The sequence below is a fragment of the Pseudoalteromonas luteoviolacea S2607 genome (assembly GCF_001625575.1).
GTDB classification, from domain to species: domain Bacteria; phylum Pseudomonadota; class Gammaproteobacteria; order Enterobacterales; family Alteromonadaceae; genus Pseudoalteromonas; species Pseudoalteromonas luteoviolacea_E.
In genome coordinates this window covers 40,999-65,755 of sequence record NZ_AUXV01000004.1, presented here as the reverse complement: position 1 = coordinate 65,755, position 24,757 = coordinate 40,999, and the positions used below count along the sequence as shown (strand labels likewise).

General features: G+C 41.1%; 19 protein-coding genes. 11 read left to right on the top strand and 8 right to left on the bottom strand.

The annotated features are described in order from the left end of the window. The 3 genes from N480_RS04220 to N480_RS04210 form a co-directional block, all read right to left on the bottom strand. Complete coding sequence (locus N480_RS04220) at positions 1–1,116, bottom strand: efflux RND transporter periplasmic adaptor subunit (RefSeq protein WP_063371296.1); 1,116 nt, start codon at positions 1,114–1,116, stop codon at positions 1–3. After that, on the bottom strand, positions 1,113–1,712 hold the full coding sequence (locus tag N480_RS04215) for a hypothetical protein (protein ID WP_063371295.1): 600 nt from the start codon (positions 1,710–1,712) through the stop codon (positions 1,113–1,115). The genes N480_RS04220 and N480_RS04215 overlap by 4 nt, the downstream gene beginning before the upstream one ends. A 65-nt stretch (positions 1,713–1,777) precedes the next feature. After that, positions 1,778–2,128, bottom strand: coding sequence for a hypothetical protein (locus N480_RS04210; protein ID WP_063371294.1), 351 nt, complete (start codon positions 2,126–2,128; stop codon positions 1,778–1,780). Positions 2,129–2,505: 377 nt separating this feature from the next. Here N480_RS04210 and N480_RS04205 point away from each other — a divergent pair, with 377 nt between their 5' ends. The 3 genes from N480_RS04205 (at position 2,506) to N480_RS04195 (ending at position 6,318) form a co-directional block, all read left to right on the top strand. After that, entirely contained in the window at positions 2,506–3,576 is a 1,071-nt protein-coding gene (locus N480_RS04205) for an esterase-like activity of phytase family protein (RefSeq protein WP_063371293.1), read from the top strand. A 519-nt stretch (positions 3,577–4,095) separates the two neighbouring features. Next, positions 4,096–4,977 carry a hypothetical protein gene (locus N480_RS04200; protein WP_063371292.1) on the top strand — a complete coding sequence of 294 codons (882 nt, stop codon included), beginning with the start codon at positions 4,096–4,098 and terminating at the stop codon, positions 4,975–4,977. Positions 4,978–5,277: 300 nt separating this feature from the next. Continuing rightward, positions 5,278–6,318 (top strand): fibrinogen-like YCDxxxxGGGW domain-containing protein, encoded by a 1,041-nt coding sequence (locus N480_RS04195; protein ID WP_063371291.1) that lies wholly within the window; start codon positions 5,278–5,280, stop codon positions 6,316–6,318. A gap of 69 nt (positions 6,319–6,387) precedes the next feature. On the opposite strand, the gene N480_RS04190 is transcribed toward N480_RS04195, so the two are convergent. Further along, entirely contained in the window at positions 6,388–7,500 is a 1,113-nt protein-coding gene (locus N480_RS04190; RefSeq protein ID WP_063371290.1) for a tryptophan 7-halogenase, read from the bottom strand. Positions 7,501–7,552: 52 nt separating this feature from the next. After that, positions 7,553–7,960, bottom strand: coding sequence for a hypothetical protein (locus N480_RS04185; protein ID WP_063371289.1), 408 nt, complete (start codon positions 7,958–7,960; stop codon positions 7,553–7,555). Between the two features lie 583 nt (positions 7,961–8,543). Between N480_RS04185 and N480_RS04180 the strand changes: the two genes are divergently transcribed. From N480_RS04180 to N480_RS04160, 5 genes are all read left to right on the top strand, one after another. After that, complete coding sequence (locus N480_RS04180) at positions 8,544–8,810, top strand: RebB family R body protein (RefSeq protein WP_063371388.1); 267 nt, start codon at positions 8,544–8,546, stop codon at positions 8,808–8,810. Between the two features lie 473 nt (positions 8,811–9,283). Then, the gene (locus N480_RS04175) at positions 9,284–9,919 is read left to right on the top strand and encodes a DUF2589 domain-containing protein (protein ID WP_063371288.1); all 636 of its coding nucleotides are present in this window, start codon (positions 9,284–9,286) and stop codon (positions 9,917–9,919) included. 76 nt (positions 9,920–9,995) lie between these two features. Continuing rightward, complete coding sequence (locus N480_RS04170) at positions 9,996–10,490, top strand: DUF2589 domain-containing protein (protein WP_063371287.1); 495 nt, start codon at positions 9,996–9,998, stop codon at positions 10,488–10,490. Between the two features lie 20 nt (positions 10,491–10,510). Beyond that, complete coding sequence (locus N480_RS04165) at positions 10,511–11,200, top strand: DUF2589 domain-containing protein (protein WP_063371286.1); 690 nt, start codon at positions 10,511–10,513, stop codon at positions 11,198–11,200. A gap of 10 nt (positions 11,201–11,210) precedes the next feature. After that, positions 11,211–11,432, top strand: coding sequence for a hypothetical protein (locus tag N480_RS04160; protein ID WP_063371285.1), 222 nt, complete (start codon positions 11,211–11,213; stop codon positions 11,430–11,432). 244 nt (positions 11,433–11,676) lie between these two features. Here N480_RS04160 and N480_RS04155 read toward each other — a convergent pair whose 3' ends face one another. After that, positions 11,677–13,488, bottom strand: coding sequence for an RICIN domain-containing protein (locus N480_RS04155; RefSeq protein WP_063371284.1), 1,812 nt, complete (start codon positions 13,486–13,488; stop codon positions 11,677–11,679). A gap of 354 nt (positions 13,489–13,842) precedes the next feature. Between N480_RS04155 and N480_RS04150 the strand changes: the two genes are divergently transcribed. Next, entirely contained in the window at positions 13,843–14,628 is a 786-nt protein-coding gene (locus tag N480_RS04150; protein WP_063371283.1) for a class I SAM-dependent methyltransferase, read from the top strand. 129 nt (positions 14,629–14,757) lie between these two features. Here the strand turns inward: N480_RS04150 and N480_RS04145 are convergent, their stop codons facing one another. Then, positions 14,758–17,265 carry a GH92 family glycosyl hydrolase gene (locus tag N480_RS04145; RefSeq protein ID WP_063371282.1) on the bottom strand — a complete coding sequence of 836 codons (2,508 nt, stop codon included), beginning with the start codon at positions 17,263–17,265 and terminating at the stop codon, positions 14,758–14,760. Positions 17,266–17,862: 597 nt separating this feature from the next. Here N480_RS04145 and N480_RS04140 point away from each other — a divergent pair. Then, positions 17,863–18,225 (top strand): hypothetical protein, encoded by a 363-nt coding sequence (locus N480_RS04140; RefSeq protein ID WP_063371281.1) that lies wholly within the window; start codon positions 17,863–17,865, stop codon positions 18,223–18,225. 11 nt (positions 18,226–18,236) lie between these two features. Beyond that, the gene (locus N480_RS04135; protein WP_063371280.1) at positions 18,237–19,985 is read left to right on the top strand and encodes a DUF4105 domain-containing protein; all 1,749 of its coding nucleotides are present in this window, start codon (positions 18,237–18,239) and stop codon (positions 19,983–19,985) included. A 139-nt stretch (positions 19,986–20,124) separates the two neighbouring features. Here N480_RS04135 and N480_RS04130 read toward each other — a convergent pair whose 3' ends face one another. Next, entirely contained in the window at positions 20,125–24,267 is a 4,143-nt protein-coding gene (locus N480_RS04130; protein ID WP_419554935.1) for a two-component regulator propeller domain-containing protein, read from the bottom strand. Positions 24,268–24,757: the final 490 nt, after the last annotated feature.

Sequence of the window (24,757 nt, the reverse complement as noted above, 5' to 3'; positions counted from 1 at the left end):
CTATCTCACTTGATTCAATAATGACGCGCCTTCAATCACTACTCGATTGTCAGCCCCAAGCCCTTGGGTAATCAGCACCAAGCCAGGTTGTAAGCGCTCATATTTGACCAGCTGGGGCAAAAAACGCTCCGCAGAGAGCTTAATCCAGACTTGGGGCAAGTTATTTTGACTCTGCACCACTGCATTTTCAGGTAACACGATGCCTTTTAAAGTCTCATTGACTTGAACTTGTATGCTAAGGTTTTGATTAATCATTAAATGATGGTTTTCACTACCGTTTTGCAGCTCAAAATTTAAATGTACTAAACCATTCACAAGCAAAGGAGAGTGACCGATATAGTTCAAAGATATATTTGGATGCGCATTCACTTTGGCACTTATCAGCTTACTTGATAAACTTGTATCATTGGTACTTGCTTCAATGAGTCGTTGATCTGGCGAAATAATCTCAAACAAAGTCTCTCCAACTTCAACCCATTGACCCTTAGAAACACCGTGATTGATCAGCAAACCTGAAACAGGCGCAATAAGCACCTCTGGCTTTTCTAACCCTGTCTGTAACGCACCTGCTTGCTGTCTTAAGCTTAATAACTCGGTTTCGAGCTGTTCTAACGCTTGTTTTGAAGCCAAATCTCCTAACTTTTTTAAGCGAGAAACATCTCGGTGGGTTTGAGCGATTTGATTTCGAATCGCAATCAATTCACTGTTCTGACTGGCAAGTTCATACGCAGTGTCTTGATAACGAATGAAACCCAAAATATCGCCCGCTTTGACCTTTGTACCACTTGGGCGAATACCAGCTTCCGGTGCATCTAACCTGCCATCACTGCTCGATTGAACCTTGGCATACCCATCAGGATGAGGCTTAGCAATGGCGTCAAGGCGGATATGTTTTTGCGCTGTGGTTTCGGCTACAAATTGGGTTTTGATAGCCAGTAATGCCTGGTGCTTCATAGGCATGAGCACCGAACCATCAGCTTGTCTACCCAATTCGCCAGACACTTTATTTGACTTTTGGTCGAGGTGCTCACCATTCGGACCGTGTGCTCCGGGTGAAGCCAATGTTGGTAAAGAAACAACACTCACAAAGAGCACTATCACGCATAATATTCTCATGCTTTACTCCCCTTCATTTGGCGGCCCAATAGAACTCCACCAGCAAACACAGCAAGGGCTACCACAAACATATGCCATGGGAAGTGAACATGCTCTTCATCGCCATGACTAAGTTCAGCGGTATGCACCTTTGAATTGTCAAGGTTTACAAACAGTAAGTCGCCACTCTCTTCTGTGGTAATGGTGAGTATGATTTCGTGTATACTGGGCTGCTGGAGTTTACCCAACAAGGCCTGTTTACTCAGGCTGTAAGCACCCAATTGTTCTGAGAAATTCGCTTGTGCAACTTGACCGTCAAGGTCTAGTTCAATCGATGCATTCTTAACGGGTATATTTGTTTTGAAGTCATGGAGGTAAATTATCAATTGGTTATCGAGCAATTCGCCTACCAATTCATACGCCTCAGTAAACCCTTCAAATTTGGGATTAACCAATGCTTGGGCTTGGTTATTGGTATCTAAGTGTTCTCCATTTGGGCCATGGGCACCGGGTGAAGCCTGCAAGCTGAATACGATAAAATTCGATGTAAAAAGGATAAGCAACAAAGCACTTACCATCGTCTGCAATTTTTGCAGCGTAAATAAATTTAATAACATAATAAATCCAAAAAACGACAATACGAGCCAGAGCAAATGCGCTGACCAGGAACAGTGAATTTGGATTAAGCTTTAGGGGGTGGCGTGCTATGTTTTAAAAAAGGAGGTGACCAATTCGCGCCAAAAGAGATGATCGGGCCCATTGGTTTTATTTCAGGTGTTGATGCTGGAACTACTTCTACAACAGCTGTAATACAGCATTCTAAGTCTTGATTGATATGCTTGACCGCTTCTTTTGAAAAAGACAGCGTATAATCAGTTTCGTCATCATGGTCATGACTATGCGGTTGACCAATCTCATGCAGCAAACTGTGCTCATCACCTTGCGACCTATGCTCTCCTTCATGCGCAACCATTCCGAATACCTGAGTACTCAGAATGCAAAGCATCATAAATATAAGAGTTAGTTTGCGCATTAGGCGATCTTAAAGTTGAGTTTGGCTTGATGCTACCACTGAAATAAAAGAACCTCAATTTTTAAATGAATCTAAATAAAATTTTGCATTCACACCAATGGCGCTTACCCATACTGGGTTTTGGGGGAAAAGCGTCGACAATGTGTCTTTTCTCCCTCTCTTAACGTTATCACAACTGGTTGGTAGGAGTTTTCCCTGAGGAACGGGCACTTAATTGAAAGGTACTATCTCAATAGCATCGTGTCTTCGCTTTTATGCGCCATCAAGCGCAGCTAAAAACAGAAAAAAGACTTTATTGAAATTTTTGTCCATCAAATAGTGCTAATTTAACATTACCCGCGTATATTTCTTTGTTCAATTTATTTTGTAGTTAAAACATGATGCACAATTTTTTATTCTGGGCTTTATTGCTACCCTTTTCCGTTTACGCTGCACCCATGCAGCTTGAGTTCTTAGATGAATATATTATCCCTGAAGAACTGACTATTAGTGGAAATGAAGTCGGTGGTTTATCAAGTATTGAGTACGTTGATGGTAAGTACTTATTAATTGCGGATGATGCGAAAAACCCGCGTTACTTTCAAGCAAATATCGAGATAGACAAGCACAAAATTAAACAGGTAAAATTTGAAAAATCTTATCCTTTAGTCAGTAAAGACGCCAAGCTAGGCTTCGTTGATCCAGAAAGCCTTCGAGCTATTCCAAATACCAGTGACATCGTCTGGTGCAGCGAAGGCAGTGTAAAATATCAACAAGCGCCAGCCATTTACTTGCAGTCAAGCAATGGACTTTCTTCATTTAAACTGCCAAAAATGTTCGACATTTCAGACACCTCTGGCCCAAGGCATAACGCGGTATTCGAGGGCTTAACACTGGCACACTCGGGTCGAGGTATTTGGGCCTCAATGGAGGGGGCGCTCAAACAGGACGGTGAAGAGGCCAACATCAAACACGGCGCAATGGTACGTATTTCCTACTTTGATTTTGCAACTAAACAACTGGACAAACAGTTTGCCTATTATCTGGAGCCACTTGTAAAGCGACGAAAGGCAAAAGCTGATGCATTTCGCACTACAGGTTTAGTTGAAATACTGCAGGTAAATAAACACCAGTTTTTAACCATGGAACGTTCATACACATCTGGATTGAAAGATGGTGGTAATAGCGTAAGTATCTATTTGATAGATATTGAAAAGGCAACAGACATCAAGACTATCGCTTCTCTCAAAAACCAACAATACCAGCCTGCTAAAAAAACCTTGGTGTTAGACATGGCAACAATTAAAGCGCAGCTAGGCTCAAAGCATATTGATAACTTAGAGGGGATGACTTTCGGCCCTAAATTAGCCAACGGCAACCAAAGCTTATTAATGGTGTCTGATAACAATTTTAATGCACACGGAAAGCAACTCAGCCAAGTATTATTGTTTGAGGTTAAAACACAGTAACTTTCTCCTACCTTGCCTAGTGTATGTTGAAACGAGCATCACCTTTGTTGCTCGTCTCAACGACGGCCTTACCCGTTTGTAGAATACGGTAAACTAAGTCTAGATATGCTTATGGCTTTTGTGTTGTGGCATTTGATTTACGGGTACTGAGTAAGCCGACTGTCACTTTGATATAGGACGAAAACCATACAAAGCTGTCTATTTCTCACGACACTTATACTCCATAAATACCCTACTCAAACTCATTCCAGTTTAAATAAAACATCATCGACACGATAATTTAAAAAAGTTATTCCGTCTAAAAATCACCCACCTAAAAGTCCAAAAAATTAATAATAAAAAACAAACAAACAAACAAACAAACAAACAAACAAACAAACACATAACTTCTATTTTTTTAAATTAAAGCAATCAAAAATCATTAAAAAAACCCAACTCAATGAGCAATAAAAATATATATTGGCTTTAATTACCAAAAGAAAAATCATAAATATAATATTTATATTAAAAGGAACTATAATGAAACTAGGCAAAAAATCATTTGCGCTTGCATTATCATTTGGTACGGCATTCTCAGCACAGGCAATTGAGTACCTATACAGTTATGACAGTGTATTAAACGGCTTAGATGATAAAACCAATATTGCTTATATAGACCTGAACAGGCAAGGGAGTATCTTACACGGCACTAGTCCAGATGGTGGCGTTTTATCTGGAACAATTGAGCAGAACAATAACACACACTTAGGCTCTGGTGAGATTGAGCGCTTCTCATTTAAACTACTCGAAAATGGCAGCCTAAAATGGTTTACAGGCCATGCCACAAATACGGGCTGGCGTGGCGTATGGTTTGGCCCTAATGGAGAGCAAGGAGACTTTACAATCGACGCTAAAGCACCTTCGAACATTGTACCAAAGGCGGCAGATGTACTTGAGTTTAAAGCAGATCCAATCTATTCCGGTGGACGTTACGACAAGCACAATTACTGGAATGAAGATTTCTTAGTTGATTTACACGGTCTAGGCCCAATTCCTTTTTCCGACGTAGATCAGCGTAAAGGCGTTTTGGTACAATCTGACAATGGGGGCTTGCCTTTCCCTATGTCTTTTGAAATCACATTTAAAAGATCTTTCACGCTTCAGACGTTTAGATTGGGCTCAATCAATAATGGACAAGGAACCAGATTAACTAAGTTCAACTTTGATGTTTGGGATGGAACTCAATGGGTTAACAAGGGTAAATTCAATTTCCCAGCCATTGAAGAAAGCAGAACATTCGAAAAAAATGAGTTCACATTAGATGAAATTGTCACAACCAACAAAATACGAATTTCAGCAATGGGGACAGCCGATATGTTAACAAATGGACGAGTTTTCATGTGGGGTTTATCTTTCCATTAAACTTACCAAACTATGCCAGTTAGTGGATTGTCTATATACGGTCCACTAACTGGCCAAAAACACAATATATAAAATAGACTTGTACTGCCCAATACTAAACCTAATAAAAATTGACTAATAAAATCTAGATATCGATTAAAAGCAAACAAAATTATTAAACAATTAATACTCTCTCATCATAAAATTATACCGATTTTTACTTTGTAGAGATAAACCACTCTTAATAAGAATTTTGCGAACAATCGAACACGTATAAAGAACGATTCCCCCTACTTTCTCAACAAACGTTAAGGAGTTAACATGAAAAATCCATGGCCTTTATTATCGGTTGCTATATTAAGCAGCAGCGTATTTGCACAGCAAACACAGTTTGAAGGAACGTATAAACTCAAAATGGACTCCGAACATAATGGTGTTCTCTCTAACGAAGTAACGTCAGAGTATGCTTTTCAAGGGTTTAATACGCACTTTATTGCCACCTCTGTTGAAAAGATTTTATCAGGTGCCACTAGCGCAAACGGTACTAGCATTCGATTTGAAATAAGCGATCTAGTATCTGGCCAAAGTCAGTATTTTTCTGGGCATAAAGGCACAAATGGTAGTTACCAAGGTAGTTGGCACAGTAATGATGGTGCCTCTGGTGATTGGGGCCTTGTGAATAATCAGCAACAGGTTTTTACAACATGTAAGCAAATCCTAGACGCGGGTGCCAGCACCGGCGATGGAATCTATGAAATAGTTGACGACAATAATGAGCCTATGTCGGTTTATTGTGATATGACTTCTCATGGCGGTGGCTGGACATTAGTGGGAAGCTACCCAAGCACAGCAGCAGGTGGCGTTAGACGGATCACTGAATATGGTCAATTGCCTGAGACTAACCCAACTAACCCGACCAAACTATGGCTATATCAAGGTGACCTTGCTAGATTCAGTGATGCAAAAGAACAAGTTGCTTGCCCTGTTGGCGCATATTGTGACAATGGTAAAACAGCCTTTGCAGACAATCTAACCACGCATGAACTTGGGCTGATTCGCTATTCTTGGGGTTATCTAGATCGCGTAGATCACATGCCAGAGCTGATTAAAATTCCAGCTTGTAGAACCGATTACAACGATGCAAGTACATTGAAAACTGCCTGTGTTAACCCTGCGTATCTACAATGGGACGACACAGTTTACCGCCCAACGTATCAAGTTGGTTGGCAGATTGATTTATATGGCACAACTCACTGTTGGGTTGCGCGTGGCGAGTACAAACAAACTGGCAAAGGCTCTACACGATGCATTACAAACGCTGAACCAAACGGCTCTACATTTGCCTTGCTTTGGATGCGTTAACCTCGATGGGACACCCATTAAACTAGGGCATTTATGCCCTAGTTTAACTCCCTCAGCGTATTGCACTCTCTAACCTGCAACACTCAGCGTTTCTTGAGCGCTAATTTGCTGTTTACTCTGCCAAAATTTAGAGGCTTGATACCGCCTTTCACGACGATAATGTCCCAACAACTCATTTAAATAACTGTTGTAAATATCGGTCATCGTTTTGCTGTACAGGTTCAGAGACTGTTTTTCACCTTTAAAGAGGTCATCTATCGCACTTGCAGCTTTTTCAGCCATATAAATTGCGGTTGTCATTCCGTGTGAAGACAGTGGGTCAAAAGACATTGCCGCATCACCAGCCAACAACCAATTCTTACCAGCTAGTCGACTAACGATATGACTACTCGCATTTAGGACCTTCACCTCAAAAGCGCTGTTCGGTAGTATCTTTTTAAACCACTGCGTTTGACTGGCAATGCCATGCCAATTTTTGGCTTGCCTCAGTCCACTAAAATCCGGCGTATGTTGATTGCAAAATATGGCAATCATGCTTTCTTTGTCGTTTATTTTTGATACTAGTGTCCAACCATCCTCAAAGGACTCTACAACCACTGATGGTTGCGCTTTCGAAGGCGATTGGACAATAACATTCGCGACAAAAGCACTGAGTTTGTCAAATGTGTGCCTATGCAAGTTTAAGATTCTTGGCAAGTAACCTTGACGGCCACAGGCATCAAGTAAGAATCGAGCTCGGACTTTGATGTCTGTCTCTGTGACGTAACTTCGAACAATGCAGTCCCAACCTCCCTCTTGCTCTGAAACTTCCTTCACTTTACCTGAGATCACACACGCACTCGGCAATTGTACTTTCACTTGCCTTACCAACGCGCGCTTGTCTACCTTCCAACCATGATGATGCGCCACCAAAGGTGCTGCTTGTAGTATATGCGTGCCCCACGCTGAAACCATACCCGAATGTTTAAAATGTGGTGGCGCGTTAATTAAATCAAAAAGCCCGAGCCGTTGAAGCATAGGTTCGATACTTGCCGGGAGACTTTCCGCCAATTTCAATTGAGAAGTGACACGATCATCGATTAGCGTAACCTTATAGCCTCTGTCGACTAGTTGCTTAGCTGCCACTGTCCCAGCAATACCGCCACCAATGATTAAACAGTCATACTCAAACCCATCGTTCATTTGATACATCCTTTTGTTAAAGGCACCTAAGTACCTTTAGTATTTGTCACTATTAATTTTTATCAGCTTCGCTGTAAGCAACATAAACCACATTTGGAATGCCTGACGCGCCGGGATCATCAACAGGCCTAGCCATCACCATCCCCATTTTTTTCCACTGACTTACCATTTGAATAAGCCCGTTGGTATAGCCACCTTCAGCGTGATAACCGACAAAGCCAAGGTCCGCAGTATGGAGCCACTCTAAGCGCTGCGAGAACTGCTCTAAACGCATATGCTCAAAGGTCTCTGCGGACATGCCTTGCGCAATATTGTGTGTCATGCCATTAATTTCGGGTAGATCAGCTGACTGGCTATCTTTGAACTTTTCATATCTAGCAAGTGGTAATACATGTACCGGTAGATTAGCAGCCCACCATGAAGGGATTGGAAAGAGAAAGCGGCTTGATTGCGGGACCATTACCAACTCTCGCAATCCCCAAAGGCGGGTAAATTTTATACTGACTATTTGACATGGGTTGTCCTTAAATAACTAATATGTAATATGTTAATGAGCCAAAAACAGGTCTTACGTTGAACGTATGCTTGTTCAAATTCAACTTGGACTCACACGCTGTTTTACTGCGCTATGTTGCGTTAACTGCATAGCGCCGTTATTGAGTGCTTCAATTCTGGAAAAGTGCGATTGAACTATGTGAAATCATTTTTTAAATGAATAAAGTCCACAGTTTTGAATGTAATTCGAAGGATATAGCAGCTTTGAAAGAAGGTAATTAACCCATCACCCGCTACTAAAATAACCTGACAAAGGTTTTTTTGCATAGCAACCAAAGGCATAGTCTCTCCTTAGAAAAATGAAATGCGCTTTCGAACAATCACGGATAAGACCACAAGTCTAGTAACAAATACCAAACATTCCATTACATATTATTACGCCAAAAGAGCAAAATTCGATCAACTCATTAATGCGTAATAAGGTGTAATAGTAAAAATATAAATAATAAACTAGATTTGATTTTGAATTAGGCAAAGGAGTATCAATGATGGCTTTTCCGACCGCTGTTAACAGTCAAATTACAGATTCAGTTTCGCAAGTAAATACCAAGGTACTGGGTGACGCACCAGCAGTTGCGACAGGTAACTTTATGATTGCAACAAGCCAAGCACTGTCTAACGCAGCCCACAACGCAACCGTAGGTCAGCAAAATAACGCTATCACGGCCCAAGCAGCTTTAGTTCAAGGCGTGAACACTTTGTATTGTGTGGACACGAAAGCGACATCGAAAGGGGTTACAATGATCTATCGCTAAAACCTTCGAGACCGACATTTATCTAACAAGAGCGTGAAAATTATACCTTTGTGCTCTTTTCACCTACTGACATATTTACGAATTCTGCATTTCGATAAATTGCTCTGTTTAAAAACACTTAGAGCTCAAAATTCCGCTTTATATGGCCCCTAGGAGTCATTTGATATGCAGGGCATTGTCTCAACACGCTCGGAGTATGCTAGAACATAGTTAATCTCTTACCTCGCCTAAATAACAATTGAGTACCACTCGAATGTTGATTAAACATCTCCCTTGCCTGTAACCTGAAAATAATGAAAGCACAGACTTTCACACCTCATATTTTTCACCGACTTTTTCCATAAATTCACCAATTCCAAACCAAAGTGCAGCTTTTATCATGGCTAACTGAATATGCAGATCAGGTATTACCCATTCGTAGTGTTAAGCAATTTAGTAAGCACTGCAATTAGATCTCAAAAGAGGAGAAAAATATGGCAGGACTCGTATCAATGGCCCAGCAATTCAGTGGTTTACCAATGAAATCCCTGATTGGTGGTCCGCTAAAAGCTGCAACAGATGCAAACGGTATGATGGCCCGTACGCAAACCCAGTTTATGTTGAGTACGTGCTTTGAGAATGGAGGTGGTGCCAATTCACCACAAGCCAGTGGCAGTAAACTGACACCAATTATGGTGGAGTTTGAGCTCAGTCGCCCGGTGATAAAGGCAAATGGTAGCAGCGGAGATGACGCAAAAATCACGCTTAAACTGCCTTTGCTCACGTTAATCCCGCTCAACTCTTTGGCTGTCGATGACGTTAAAATACATTTTGAAATGGAAGTCTCCAGTTCAACATCCACTGACAATGAAAAAAGCAGTGAACAAGAAACGGCGGCGAAGGCTGATATTACCGCAAAGTACAATGCAGGCCTTTTTTCTGTTGAAGTTCACGGCTCGGTTTCACATAGCAGCAAGTCAACTTCCAAGCAAAAAGAGCACTATGAAGCATCAAACAAAGCCAAATATGAAGTAGACGTTCACGCAGGGCAATTACCTTTGCCAACGGGCGTAACCACTATTATCAACGCCTTTACCAAGAACATTGACCCAATTATTGAAAAAGAGTAACGACCTACTAATGCATTAATTACTCTGAGGAAGTTAGCAGCTTCCTCTCATAAATAACGATAATAAGAGACATGCCATGATCGAGTTTCAATCATTAATGAAAGCCATACACAAAGGCGTTAAAGACGCTGCTAAGTCTGTTGAAGGAGAAACGATTGACTTCGTTAAACGTTTTTTCGATGAACATGAAAATGAAGAAGGCAAAGCACCAAGTTACTCTCCTAAAACATGCACGATGCAATTTCCAAGTAGAACCGAAGACGGTATCGACACTGTAGATGCCGAAGTGCCACTTCTTGCACTGGTGCCAATATCTTCGCCGAGGATCACAGAAGTTAAGTTCAAAACAGATCTGGAAATAAGCACGAATGAGCAAGACAAGCTCATGGTCACTTTCGCAAAAAACACCACCAAATCTGGGTTTCGCGACAAAATCATCGGGCCAAGTGGGGGAGAGAACACCGCCAATGCACAACTAGAAATCATTCTAACCGGTAATGAGCCCCCAGAAGGCCTTAAAAAGCTCATCGAGGGTTACGAGCGCGCACTTCGAGCACAAATTCCTGGATAAGTTAGAAAAAAGGACTTCGCATGAACAACAATATTGCCTCACAGTTTTCTGGATTGCCCATGAAAGCGCTCATTGGTGCGCCATTAAAAGCCGCAACCGATGCAAACGCGATGATTGCAAATGCACAGACACAGTTTCTCCTCACAACCTGTTTCGAAAAAAGCCCAGATGATGATAACCAGCTAATCCCCACTATGGTCAACTTCACATTGTCTCGCTCTGTAATAGACAAAGATGGCGTCATTGGTACATCTCCTGTGAAAATGGATATCTCCATTCCGCTCATGACCTTAATCCCCATCAATTCATTGGCCATAGAAAAGCTCAAGGTGTCTTTCAATATGGAAGTGAAAAGTTCTAGGGAAATAAAAAAGAAAGATGCTTTAGAACAACAAGAGAGTAGCTCAACCTCAACTCGCAGAATGCAAGGGCGAGTGCAGGGGCGACCGCAGGGGCGGAGGCAACGCAAAGCGCAACCTCAAAAACAAAGTAATGCACAAAACACAAAGCCAAACCAATCACATGAGTTTGAGACTGAATTGCACGGCTCGCTCGCCAAATCACACCAAGGAGAGCAGCAACAAGCTAGCTCAGCTCATGCAAGCTATGAAGTTACGCTTGAAGCTGGCCAACTCCCTTTACCCAATGGGATCACCACAATTTTAGAAATATTTTCAAAAAATATGATGCCACTCCCGAGTAAGAAATAAGGAACTAACTATGAGTATTAAATCAAAAATTGACTGTCCTGAATGCACTATGCCAATTTACTTCGAATCAAATTTGCTTTTAGCCGGACAATCTTTTTCCTGTTCAAACCCAAATTGCGATGTATCTATTGCGCTCACGGCCACCGATAAAGAGGTTGTATCAAATGCATTTAATAAGTTTGAGCAGATCCGTGAAAGTGCCACAATACAAGCTGACCGTCATGACTCGTGAATAGGCAAACTAACGTAATTGCCACATCACCTTATGGGATTAGATTTTATATCCACTGCCCTAATGATTACTTGAAGATACCAGCTACATTGTACCTATAGTGCCTAAAAAGAGGCTGTGAGTATAAAAGTGAGTAAAAAGGCCTAGTGATTATTATCGAGCACATACTAGGCCTGAGGTATTTACCGAGAGAATATGAAGGTAAAACACACCCTGTGCATTACCCCATATTTAAAGTATTGTCTTATTGAGAGACAACCACGGTGTTATTGGGGTGCAATACAGGGCAGTCCCATAAATGTGTCCTAGTGCCGTTTTGACCAGATGGTGCATCAACACAACGCGATGGCTCTAATACTGTTTTAAGCTGCTGATTTATGTATTTAAATGCTTGGGTCGGACTGTTGTTGCAATCCCAAACCATCAGTCTTTCGCCATTGCTTGTCGCAGAGTTTCTGTAATCTAAACACTTGTTGTAGTTCATCTTGCTTCTAACCTTGCCGTCATTAGTAAATAACCACCTCTGATTTGCCCCCCCGTGGCAATCATGTACAACAACGTCCTGTCCATTTGCTGGATGAGCGTACCAAATATCCAAACACTTACCGTGAATTTTAAGCTCAACGTGTTTTTCGATACCTAAGTAATTGTCATCCCATGTATGTGGATCTGCTGACTCAAGCCACCTAACCGATTTTTGCATATTGGCTTTGCCTGCACTATTCCATGAGAACAAAAAGTCTGAATCCTGAGGTAAACACAAATAGTTGTCTTCCCAAGTGTGTGGATCGGCAGACTCTTTGATTTGCGTACAGCGCATCCCATTAACCGGCCCTGCATATGACCATTTCATGCCAATATCTTGCGACGAACAGAAGTAGTTGTCATGCCAAGTATGCGGATCGGCGGGCTCTAACGTTTGGACACAGTACATACCTGGTACAATACCAAAAGATTTAAATACAAATGAAACACCACCAACCGATGTATGCTGATCTGTTTGAGTTACGCCCGTGATTGAACTGATAGACAGATCTTCATTGGGGTTGTTACAGTTACCATTCGCAGCTTGAAGGCGGCCATTTTGACACTGTTTAAACACAACCTGCCTAGATGTACCGCCAACTTGCATGTTTACTGACTTGCTGCTGACACCAACTGCCGTCATTTTATGCTGATTTCGTAGTGACGTAATATCGAATAAATTCAATAAGCTATTTGTACTAAGCGGTGCGAATGCCAAAGTTACTTTGAGATTTTTAACCGTATTGGCAATACTAAAGCTGTTCCCTGTTACGTCTTTTGGCAAGTTTTTGTGATAACCAACCGCAAATTTAATAGCATTGTCCGGTGTTCCAGGGTTCACGGCTTGTACGAAGAAACTCATAATCGGCTGGTCGCGATGCGTATGATGACCATGCTTTATACGTTCTAATTCATTGATATCAACAGCGACACCGACACCAACATTACCTTTATTTACCATAAACATGATTGACTGCGCGTTATCGCGATTTTTTACTTCATCTGCAACCCGTTTAAGGTTGTTGTAGTCGATATCTCTTATTAATGTGTAAACGACTTCTTTTGCTAATTCAACGTTGTTTGAGTTAATACCATCAAGTAAAGACTCTAACTGAGTTACGTAGTGCGCATTGCCAATCGCTGTGCTGGCAAAGCTTTGAAGATGCGCTAATTTTTGTTGTTCTGAAGTGAAGTAAGTGCCCAGCTGATTTATTGAAGTGAGGCTTTGAGCCACAGCAATTGCCTGCCCTGTAATCGCTCTAGAATCTATACCTACTGCATCTGTGGCTTGGTTAACTACATTGGCACCTTGCTCTAAAACTGTAATGGCCACATTAGTCACGGGGCTTGTTACATCCTGCACAACAGTCGCTACTTGGCTAACCGCACTACCAATAGACCCAACGGGATCTTTAAAAAAATCTCCGATACTTCCCCAACCAAATGCATTGGCTTGATTCGTAAATACTAACGATCCAGTAGCCAATGAAGCCACGACTGCTGAACTCACTACTCCTTTTCGTAAACCCATTTTCAAACTCCAAAATTATTGTAAAAACAACACAAGAGCGAACGCCTTAACACCCGCCCCGAATCGTTTACTAAAGTACATTAATGAATTACCCAAAACCATTACAAGACATTACATATGTGAATTTATTGATAAATAAAACACACCAAAACCATTCATAATTCTGATTAAAATAGCCCTAACCTCTGCTAGGCAGAATAAACTATTGCAAAACACGTCACGTCATAAACAAAAACTTTCAGCACCACGATATGACCCTGATCAAGCTCGTATCGCCTACTGCACATTATGATTAGTCAGCATCAGAAAGAAGGTTAAAAATTAATATATTTCATAGTGATAGAGGGAAAGTTCATGAGTAGTTGTATTTGGAGCGACAGTGCTATTCAGTACGCAAAGTCAGCGAAAAGCATTTCTTTTTACAAAGACACCGCTAGATTTAGCGCTGAGATTATAGGCAAGTATGACTACAATCATTTTGTTGATTTAGGCTGTGGTTCATCTAATTTAGTTCTGGACGCCCTGCTTAACTTCCACCCAAATAGAAAGGTTACCTGTGTGGATGCAGCCAAGGGGATGGTCGCGGTCGCCAAACATAACAGCTTACACACCAATGCCGAGTTTATGTCTGGTTTTTCAGAGAATATACACTTTGCACCAAACTCTATCTGCTGCTTTCTTGCCAATTCTGCATTTTGGATGTTCGACTTCGATAAAACACTCCCACTGATTAAATCCCAACTAAAGCAGAGAGGTGGATTGCTGATTAACTTTTCAGAGTGGGATCTACAAGGCGCTGTGCAAGACGAGTTGCGATACGTCGCAATAGATCAACAGCTTGATTTACTCGGTTTTGAGCAAAAGAAACACAAAGGCACGCCAAAAAAATACTGTAAGGAGCATTTAATTCAAATTATTGAGCAGTATGGTTTTACAGTATCTGAAGTTATTACAAAAACAGTAACAGTGACAAAGCGAGACTGGATAGAGTTTTACAAAGTACCAGCGATCGCAAAAAAGAGTCTTCCTCACCTGAGTTTATCAGACGCCCTCACTACCCTTAATTTAGCAATGAATAAACTACCAGAGAGTTACACTCATCAAATGAAGTGGCTTTTTATCAAAGCTGTCAACATGTAGACGTAAGCAAATAGTATATTCAAGATTAAAATATCGCAGTCTCAATACTTAGAAAAGGTGCCAATTCTTTAGGCACCTTTTCGTATTAATTAGAGCATGAATATCGTCAGGCGATTCTTAAGTCATGCTTTACAAACGCGTTGTAGGCTCGTAACTAGGTGGTCTATTCTCTACAGCTTTGCCGAACGCTTTATTGGGCTCAGTGCTTAATGTAAAGTCCAAAGTAACCGGCTTGTTAATATATGATTCGTCAATCCAGCTATTAAGTGTTTTAGTCCCGTTTACTTCAAGCGAGTCGATATAAATATGATCACCAGACGCATTCGGCGCATTGATCGTTAAATTACCGATTTGTGCTTTTGAAAACTGAGGGCTTGATAGCACCAAGTCCGCGCGCCCAGGGTACTTAGGGTACAGACCTAAACTGCTAAACACATACCATGAAGACATCTGGCCAAGATCATCCTGACCTGGTATGCCATCCGGCGCGTCTAGCCAAAGTTGTTTCATGGTTTCCCTCACTGTTTGCTGAGTTTTGTACGCATCACCCGTATGTAAATACATCCACGGAGATAAAATAGAAGGTTGATTTGATACATCCGAAAACTCTGCTGAGTCACGATACAATACCCAGCTGCCATCAGGCTTTCTAAAGTGGCTGTCCAATCGCTGACTCATTGCTTCTTCACCACCTAATGTTTTTGCAAGGCCTGCACCATCATGCGGGATCATCCATAAATACTGTGCAGGGCTTCCCTCAACAAATAAATGACCAGAAAACGGATCAAACTTTTCTTTCCAAGTTTGATCGTCGTTTCGCCCTTGAATATAACCCAATGAATTAGTCGCTGCTGGATTGTAAATATTTCTCCAATAACCCGCTTCATTTACAAACCTTGCTGCATCCTCTGTTTTGCCTAAACGCTCAGCAAGCTGCGATAACGAGAAATAGCTAGAGGCTTGCTCTAAAGTTTCTGAAGCGCCTTCCCAACTATTAGATTGATCTGAGATGTAACCTAACTTTTGCCATTCGTCTAGAGAAGGTTTCTGACCACGACAAAATACGGGGCAACCAATGTTAGACAAATCAAATTCGGTAGGCTGGGTAGCAGCTTTACGTAAAGAGGTGTATGCGCCGGAAACATCAAAATCGCTTGCGCCAAATGCGACAAAGTTGGCAATTGCTATGGTCGAAGGGTCACCACTCATTACTCCCGTTGGTCCTGCATTATGCGTCCAACGGTCCCAAATACCATTAAATTGGTTAGCTTGATTAAGTAATGACTGTGCAATATCACTCCCACGCCTTTTATCTAAAAGAGTAACAAGCTGTAATTGCGATCGATATACATCCCAGCCAGAAAAGTTAGCGTATTGCATTTTTTGCGTTCCAGACACGGTGTGTATAGCTTGGTCAAACCCAGTGTATTGGCCGTTCACGTCTGAAAAAACATTCGGATGGAACAAACTGTGATACAACGCCGTGTAAAAAACCCTTAATTGACTCGTATCATTCGAGGCGACCTTAACCTTTGAGAGTTCCTCTTCCCATGTTCGCTGCGATTTATTCTTTACATCGGCAAAGCTATGCTCGGCCTGCTCTACTTTTAAGTTTTCTCTTGCATTTTCTAAACTTACATAAGAAATACCGACGCGCATTTGCACCGTTTCACCGTCGTTGAGATCTAAGTTCACCCACACGCCCGAACCTTGACCAATGTCAGGCCAGCCATTATCACCGTAGCCCATCCCGCCTTTTGATGATGCCTTACCTTTTAGAATTTGATTGTCTTTCCACGCGCCAGATCCGGTTATCGCTTTATCTAACTTTGCAACAAAATGCAGGGTGTAGTAGTCCCTTCGGTTATACTCCCCAAGGTAACCACAAAAGTTACCAGAGGTAACATACCCTGTTACCTCTCCTTTTTCTTTATCCACCTTGGCATAGGCATCGCCACTGCCCAACTGAGAGTAAGACGTTCTAAATAAAAGCTTCGCATTGGCTGCTTGCTCGAATGTGAAATTTGCTATGCCTGTTCGAGTGGTCGCTGCAAGCTCAACATTGACACCATTATCAAGCCCAACTTGATAATAACCAGGAATCGCCGTTTCATTATCATGACTGAACCCTGCGCTGTAATAACCATTAATCGGGTCCGTTGCCGGTGAAAAGGTCACGTCTTTAGTAAAAGGCATGACAGGGATATCTCCAGATGCGCCCAGACATCCCGTGCCCGATAAACGAGTAAATGAAAAGCCTTTTACGCGACTAGCTTGATAATTATAGCCGCCTGGTGATACTGGCACCCGCTTGTGCTCTTTTAAGATTTTTTTTGAAATGCCTTCAGACTCTGCCAACAGATCTTGTGTGTACGCATGCTCTGGTCCAAAGTTGAACATACCAAACGGCACAACAGCACCTGGCGTTACGTTACCAGCCTGTCTATGATTGAACGGACCCTTAGTGCCTATAAGTGGATCAACATAAGAAACTACCTCAGAAACGTAATTAACTTCGGTTTTCGCTTGCTCTTTTGCACTTTGACTGCTTTCAGTAGGTGCCTTTTCACACCCTGCTAGCACAGCATAAGACAGGGATAAAACGGCTAAATGCTTAACTTTTTTATTATGAATCATTTTAACTCCGCACAATTGGATCGTTCCAATTTTTATTTAAACTACATCACACCAGTAACTACCTTGCCATTATTTTAAGTCTTTGTACAATTTTAATGCGTTTATTTGAAGGGTACCAGCGACAGTTTGCTTGCGTGCAGCGCGCACTTACCAACTCAATTATTAACTATGAGCTTAATAACTGAGACTTTTCAAGTATGAATAAAAAGCAGATTAATCAGTTGCATAAGCTACGTAACACGCTCACTTTACTTTGAAGAATCGAAATATGCGCGCTACTTAAAAGTTAGTATAGTACTCTGTAAAATTTAACTTATTTTTTGCTGAGCCCCGTCATTCGCGAAACTTTAGAAATCTAATCAACATCACTTTTAAAATTGTGATTTTAAGAACAAGAAGCAAATTCCACTTTCTGTAACAAAAAACAATCCCATAATAAGTATCTATAGCAACTCACAAACCGCTAATAAGTATAAATATTTTTTAATTTATTCATAAATTCAAAACAAAATAGAAAGCACCGTTGCAAATCACGAACAAAAAAGGTACATTTCGCCTCGAATTAACACAATAATATTTTTTGGAAATTAACGAAACATGAATAAAGCTGTACTTTCAATTGCTGCTGTTTCTCTAGCATCACTTTCAGGCTGCGCAAGCATCATGACGCACGAAGAACAATCAATCAATATCACAACTTCTAACAACCAAGCTGTTGAAGTTACTGTTGATGACAAAAAAGCAACTACACCTGGAACAGTTGTGGTACTAAGAGACGGTAAAGACAAAGTAATCAAAGTTTCTGATGCTTCTTGTGAGCAAGAGACTAAAGTAGACAAGTCTGTAACTCCTGTATTCTTTGGTAACATCATCCTAGGTGGTTTACTAGGTTCAACTACTGACGGCATGACTGGCAAAATGTGGGACTACGAAGATTCTGTAGAGATCAAGTGTAACTAATATTTTTGCATATGATTTTAAGATTCTTGAGCCACGTTGTTGTGGCTCTTTTGCTTTTATATAGCCACTTATTGAGCGCCCGTGATTCGGCTTCACTTCACGAGATCTCCTCGCTGCCGACATGGCAAAGTCTAATTCACAGCAGTGAAGACAAAGCACAATTGTCTGAGCCAACGTTTCTGCTCTCAAATGAGAGTTTTTCGGCTACTCGTGAATTAGAGTTAACGTTAGAATTGATTAATTCAAACATCGAGGAAGCTTACTGCCGCTTCCCAGCGAGAACTATTTTTCTAAAGCACCATCTCAATCTGAATATACCTTCTTTAGAAACGACTCTAGCTTCTTGTCCTGAATTAAAGAAGTATATTGAGCATGTTCCTTTTGATCGGCTAGAACTGGTATTTGCTTCAGAAATATTCTCTTCTGCAACAAGCATGATGGGCCATATCTTTCTAAAGGCCGGCGGAAAAAACTTCCGAGATGTTGAAGTAAACCATTCTCTCGCTTATTTCACAGAAATCACCACTCTAAATCCGGCAAAACTACTTACCGAAAGCCTAGTAACCGGTATGCCCGGTTTTTTTACAGTAAGGCCCTTTGCAAAAGACATTAAACAGTATTTAGAAATTGAACAACGAAACCTTTGGCAGTTTCGTTTAAAAAGTAATGAATTTAATCGCCGCTTACTACAGCTACATTTGTGGGAATTGAAAGGCGCTGAGCTGGTTTACTATTTTCAGTCATATAATTGCGCAACTCTTACCTTAGAGCTAATTTCACTATTAGATCCAGATGTACTCAAAGAGAAACAACTTTTTGTCAGCCCTGTTGATGTTGTAAAAGCCGCTGAAAAACACGGTCTGATTGAACAAACACAAGTCTTAGCTTCTCCAAAATGGTTATTGAACTCTATTGAAGATGAGCTAACAACAACAGAAAAAAGCGCAATAGAACCTTGGGTCAATAACCCTAGCGAGAAAGGGCTAAGCTTACTTTCTCCACTCTCTCAACAATACTTGTCGTTGGCACATCCACAAAAGTATGACAGCGTAAACGGTGCGAAAGATTTTGGTATCGATTTATCTGACTACAAACATCCAGCCAAAACCCCGCAAGACTCAGCCTTTGGCGTGGGCTACACAAATAGCAAACATGGTGACACAGTTGCGCTGAGCTTTCTTTCTTCCGGACACTATCTATCTGGTGACAATAGGCAGTATCTGCACGAGTCTGAGCTCGTTATGGGTAAAGTCTCTGGTACAATTAACCTAGATACAAACAGTGTAAAGCTCTCTGAAGCGACCATATATAGTGTGAAGAACCTAACACCTTCTTCTCAATTCAACCAGTCTTGGTCAACCGAGTTTTATTTAGGATATAGACCGGCGTATTCGCACGATTTAAGTCTTGGGTCGCTTGGTGAAATTGCATTTGGATTTGGCAAAAGTAAGAAATTGCATCGTGATATCTCTGGCTATTTACACCTCGTAGGTGGAGTAACCTCAAATATTCGTGATCAAGAGTGGTACTCGCAGATAAAATCCGGCCTAATCATAGACTTGGTTAATGACTCAAAGCTTTCAACAGAGGTAAGTTGGGGTTCTGGTAAATGGCATAAAACCGCCTCTATACTGAAGGCAAATCTCGCATTTAGTTGGTTCCCCAGCACAGACCAGAGCGTTGCTATGACATGGCGTTTTGCCGAAAACAACGAGCACAGCAGCCATTCGTTAGGTGTCGAATACAATCACTATTTCTAACAGTCTCAAATGAATGTGGGCGAGTTTCGCCGCCCTGCTCTACTTACACATGAATAAGAATCAATCCGAGATTTATGTGTAAGCAGAGCGAGCGTTAATGCATGCTATACCCTGTCGTGGCTTGGATTTGCCATTGTCCCTATGGTTGCTGGGATTTAAGCACCCATGCTTTTAACTTCTCTAGCACTTTACTCGCTTCTATCGGCTTAGTGATGTAGTCATCCATACCTGCATCAAGGCACTTTTGCTTGTCCCCTTGCATCGCGTTTGCAGTCATAGCAACAATAGGAATGCTTGATTGATTCACTCCAGCCGATTGCGCTCTGATATTTCGCGTGGTTTCGTAACCATCCATTTTAGGCATTTGGCAATCCATTAACACAATAGAGTAAGGATTGGTGCTATCAACTTCAGTCAGTTTCTCCAATGCTTCAACACCATTTTCAGCAATGTCAGTGGTAACCCCGATCCCATTTAGAATCCGCATTGCAACTATTTGATTTACTTTGTTATCTTCAACTAATAAAACTCGAGTACCGTTTGCCCAAGAAGACGCTTCCGCACTTGCTTCTTTTTGTTGCTTTTGTATTCGGTTATTCTCATAGTTAATAATTTTAGACTCTCCATCCAAGGTCGATAATGCGGATAATAAGTCATTCATCGTGGCTGGTTTAGAAAAGTGACCATCCAGTGGCACCGAGCTATTTTCAATCGCATCATAGTGCTCACTCAATAGGTTCATCATCACAAGCTTTATGTCTTTATCTGACTCGCTCTTTCTGATTTGTTTTGCTAATGACTCCCCACTCATATCAGGTAATGCTTTATTAAAAAACACAATATCAACACGGTTAGACGAGAGTATTTCTAATGCTTGCTCAGCATTCGTAGTGTCAAACGTCGTCACTCCCCAACGCTGTAACTGTTTACAAATCGCTTTATTGCTTGACGCAACGGGGTCAACCAATAGCGCAACCAAATCTAATTTTTCAAAACAAGGTTCCGGATCACTAAGTTTATTGCTTTTAGCCACAACACAAGTAAATTCGAAGCAGCTGCCGTGATTTATTTCACTTGAAACGCTCACATCGCCATTTAATAGCTGGCACAACTTTTTGGTAATGCTGAGGCCCAAGCCTGTTCCACCATATTTACGCGTTGTCGAAGCATCTACTTGTATAAATGAATCAAATAAACTAGACAATTTTTCCTCAGGGATCCCAATACCGGTATCTTGTATTTGGCAGGTAAATAGTATGTGTTTGTCATTTTTTAGAGGTTCAAGTTTAGCGCGAATTATGATTTCGCCCCGGTCGGTAAATTTAATCGCGTTACTTAAAATATTGGTAATAATTTGTCTGATACGGCCTGGATCTGAATTGACCATTGGTGAATTTACATCTACCAAATCAACAATAATACTGACTCCCTTAGACTGAGCAGACAACGCCATCGACTCACATAACTGTTCAACCATCTGCTTTAAGTCGAAGTCGATGAGTTCCAACTCGAGTTTGTCTGCCTCTATCTTAGAAAAGTCCAAAATATCATTAATCAAAGTCAGCAAAGAATGCGCACTTGTACTTGCTATATTAACCGAATGGGCCTGCTCTGGTGTTAAACTACTATGCTTCAAAAGCTCTAACATACCTAGAACACCATTCATTGGTGTTCTGATTTCGTGACTCATATTAGCCAAAAACTCTGACTTTAAGCGCGTCACTTCCTCTGCTTTTTTTAACGCGATTTCTAAGTCTTTAGCCTGCATTTTAAGTGACGCTGTTTTTTCCGATACCTGCTTTTCGAGTTGAATCACAAACTGCTTTTGTCTGTCTATCTCCGCTTTTTGTAGCTTTGTACGTAAGTAAATAACGGTAAAAACAACCATGGCAATGGCCAATACATATAAACAGTAGGCCCACCATGTCTTCCAAGGAGGCGGTGCAACATGCAATCGGATAGACAAAATATTCTCGCCCCAATGCCCATTACTATTTGTGGCCTTAACCTGAAATGTGTAGGTTCCGCCATCTAAATTAGTAAATGAGGCTGTATTTCTATTCCCTATTTCTATCCAGTTATCATCGTAGCCTTCCAGTTTGTATGCATACTGGTTTTTACTGGGAGACACAAAGTCCAAAACTGAGAATTCAAAGGAAAAAATGTAATCAAGATAAGAGATATAAATGTCGTTTACATACGCATAGGGCCTCTCTAGCCTGACGGGTTGGCCCATTTTATTAAATCCAGTCAAAACCAAATTGGGGTCACTGCGATTTGACTTTAATGGTTGAGTACTAAAGTATTCAACACCTCGCTGGCTACTCGTAAAAAGAGTCTGATTTTTCCCTTTGATCAGACTACTTGGGTAGTAATTTAAGCCGAGCACTCCATTGCGGCTATCGAAATTGCGCACTTCCCCCGTTGAAGGAGAAAACTTCGTGATACCTTTATTCGTCGTTAGCCACAAATTACCCTCTTTATCATCCGAAATCGCCCGGATCAAATTACTTGGCAACCCATTTTGTGTGCTGTAATGTTTAAAACCATTCTTTTGTGCTTGGTACAAATTCAGTCCTTGCTGAGTTGCTATCCAAATAGCACCGTCTTGTGATTGATGAATGTCTTGCACAATACTGCCCAACAAGCTATCTGTTTTGTATGCATCATTCACAAACGATTTAAACTTCTCACTAGACTCTACCCACAAATTTACACCGTCCCCTGTGCCAACCCAGATATTCTGAGATTTGTCTTTGTAAATTGTTAATACTTCAGGGTGTGACAGTCCATAAGATGCATCTAAATGCTTAAAAATATTTGTGCTTGGTGTATAAAGATACACCCCATTTTTGTATGTTCCAATCCATAAGTTGCCGTGCTTATCCGAGGACAGTGCGCGAATTTCTCTAAATTCTCTATAGTAAGGTTCGGTGCTAGGGTACCTAATTAATTCACTTGTTTTAGTATCTAAATTAAACTTGGCTATTCCTTTATCTAGAGCCATCCAGAGTATATTCTGGCTGTCCAAATATAAAACGGGGCGTTCAAGTAAAGCGTTGCTTTCAAACCCATTTTGTTCATTAAAAACGGGGGGAGACAATTGGTGCAAAGTTTGTGAAGACACTTCCCATTTCAATAAACGAGACTCAGAATTTGCAATTAAGAGATCGCCATTTTTATCTGTGGTTATGCCATTGGGTGCTATCAAATCAGGGCTATTGATTGATTTGAATTTACGGTGTGGAACCAGCTTAAATATTCCATGTACTTCATTGGTGATCCAGATGGTTTTTGCGCTATCTTCAAATATGATTCTGAGCCCATTGTTATGCTCAAGCTCTAACTGGACCAGTTGTTCACCTATATTAGACTTTCTAAAAACACCTTTACTGGTAACAAACCAAATATAACCATCTTGGTCTTCAATCATTGAGTTCACTTGCCCTAAATGAACCTTCCCAATCACACCAATTTCCGAAAACTCTCCAGTTATGGGATCAAATGAAAAAGGGCCTTGCTGTGTACCTACAAAAAGCTCCCCTTTTGAAGTCTTTAAAATATGCCTTATCTCATTGGCCCCCGTAGGCGTGTCATTGCTAGGATCTGGGAAAAAATATCGAAAGGTATTCTGTTGTTTATCATACAAGTTTAAGCCATAACTTGTTGCAACCCACAAGCTACCTTTGTCATTATTTTCTATATCCCAGATGCGATTGTGTGACAAACCTTGAGCAATACTTGAGCCCACCTGAACATGCTCAAAACGATCGTTTTCAATGAACCGGTTTAAGCCTTTGTCATATGACCCTAACCAAATAGAACCGTCTAAATCATGATACAGGGACTGTATTCTATTTGCAGAAATTGAATCGGATCTTTTGGGATCGTGAATAAAATTCTCAAACTGACCCGTTTTGGGATCATAGCGGTTTGCCCCTCCCCCCCATGTACCAACCCATATATCGCCATTTCTATCCAACATCAAATTGCCAGCATCATTATGAGACAAGCCATTTATATTGTCGCTGTCGAATTCAAACAGTGTAACTTTGCGCCCGTCGTAACGCATGACACCATTTTCAGCAGTGCCAAACCAGAGAAAACCTTGCTGATCTTGGATAATTGAATAGATTTCAGAAGAGGCGAATCCCTCTTCAGCAGTCAGTTTTTTCACTGAATATTGGTTAGCAAGTATTGGAATGCTACCAAGGCATATGCTCGGTGTCACAGCCACTAATATCCAAACAATATGAAGTACTATCGCAAGCCGTTTACCCATGGACATTATCTACTACCGCTTTTGGTATCGAATTAAAGTTCTCGTTCTAATAGGCTAGTTTATAATGTCCACTATTTCTACGCATTTTATTGTTTATTCTATAAAAATGCATAAAGTTCGATGCGTGATACCCACTCTGCACACACCTCACCACAGAAGCCCACATACACGGCCATTTATCTCCCTGCTCATTTTCAAACTGTCGGAGCGGGACTTGCTTTAACTATACCAAGGAATGCGTATGTTGCGATTCTCTTTAACGCATCATAAATACGCATGTACGTTTTCGTAGAGTGCCATAATGAAATTCACAAAAATGGAAACAGCACTTAAGAATGAGTTTTACCGCTTAGCTAAGATACTCCTTGTACTTGCATAAGGCTGCCGAATCTCAAAGCACTAGAGGTTGAATGAATTTGTCTGAGAAAATTTAAGATTGGAATATAAAACACTTCTCATACCTCACTGTATTGTACAGTTTGACCCAAGT